The following is a 1,500-nucleotide window of genomic DNA, read 5'->3' as shown; positions in this document are numbered from 1 at the left end:
CTTCCGGCTTGGGAAGCGTATTCAGAGGGCACGGGAGCGACGATGATCTTCGATAATAAATGCGAGATTCGCCATCATCACGACGCCAAACTGATAAAGATTGCGCGGCAATGTCCGCAGAAACCGATGTAAGCAATGGGCCTCTGAGGTTTCTGATACGGAATTTTCACCTTATTATATTATAGACTTTAATCATTAATTTTTTATTATGGAACACTTAAAAATACGCAGGTTTATTACCTTGTTGCTCCTTTTGATGGTGAGCACGGCCTCCATGTGGGCCCAAGGTAGTTTGAAAATCACCGGTAAAGTCGTTGATAATAACAACGAACCGATGATTGGTGTGAGTGTCATAGAGAAGGGAACGAACAATGGTTCCATCACTGATCTTGACGGAAACTATGTGATCAACACCCACAAAGGTGCCACATTGGAGTTTTCTTATGTAGGTTTTGTCACCAAGGCGTTGGTCGCTAACAGCGCCAAACTCAATGTTAAGATGGTGGAAGACCAAAAAACACTCGATGATGTCATCGTTATCGGTTATGGCGTGCAGAAGAAAAGCAACGTTACCGGCTCCATCTCAAAGGTTAAGGATGAGGATGTGGCCAACCGAACGCTGACCAGCGCCGAGGAAGCCTTGCAGGGAAAGACCTCCGGCGTGCAAGTAATCACAACGTCGGGCATGCCCGGTTCGGTTCCCTCCATTCGTGTTCGCGGTTATTCTTCTAACTCCGATATGTCGCCACTTTACGTCGTTGACGGTATCATCATGAACGATATTAGCAGTATAGATGTGAGCGACATCGCCTCCATGGAGGTGCTCAAGGACGCTGCCTCGGCCGCCATTTACGGTGCGCAGGCCGGTAATGGCGTGGTACTTATCACGACCAAGAGCGGTAAAAAGTCAGCCGATAACTGGGGACGCATTACCTATGACTTCCAATATTCCAGCAACTCACTGGCCCATAAGCCCAAATTGATGAACGCAAAGGAGTATGCCGAGTTCATGGTTGAGGCCGGGAGCTTCTCTCAAACCACCGTTGACGCGTTCTGGGATGGCAAGACCAACACCGAATGGCTTGGCGAAGTGTATGAGCCAACGACCATGTTGAAGCATAACTTATCGTTTTCGAGCGGCAATGACCGTGGTTCTGTATACGTCTCAGCGGGCTATCTTACCAACGACGGTATGCTGAAAGGCAACTCGGACACCTTCTCTCGCCTGAATGGTCAGGTGAAATTAGACTATAAAATCAAGCCTTGGCTGAAGGTGATGGGTAATGCCAACTTGAGCAAAGGCAAGATGCGAGGCGTTATCGCCGAGATTTTGAACGACGCGTTCCTCATGGATCCCCTTACCCCCGTGGCCTATGCGCCGGCTGACCTGCCATCGAGCATGAAGGCACTGATTGATGGTGGCAAGAACATTATGCGTGATGAGAATGGTAATTACTATTCTGTTTCCAACTTCTATACCTTCTCCAACCCATTGGCTTA

General features: G+C 48.5%; 1 protein-coding gene. It reads left to right on the top strand.

Going from position 1 to position 1,500, the window contains the following annotated elements; genetic code table 11:
* Positions 1–208: 208 nt before the first annotated feature.
* Positions 209–1,500: SusC/RagA family TonB-linked outer membrane protein (locus VIR50_RS08400; protein WP_331934689.1), on the top strand; the 1,292-nt coding region annotated here is incomplete at its 3' end.

The sequence above is a fragment of the Prevotella sp. genome, from assembly GCF_036570325.1.
In the GTDB taxonomy this organism is placed as follows: Bacteria; Bacteroidota; Bacteroidia; order Bacteroidales; family Bacteroidaceae; genus Prevotella.
This window is presented reverse-complemented; position numbering and strand designations above follow the sequence as displayed.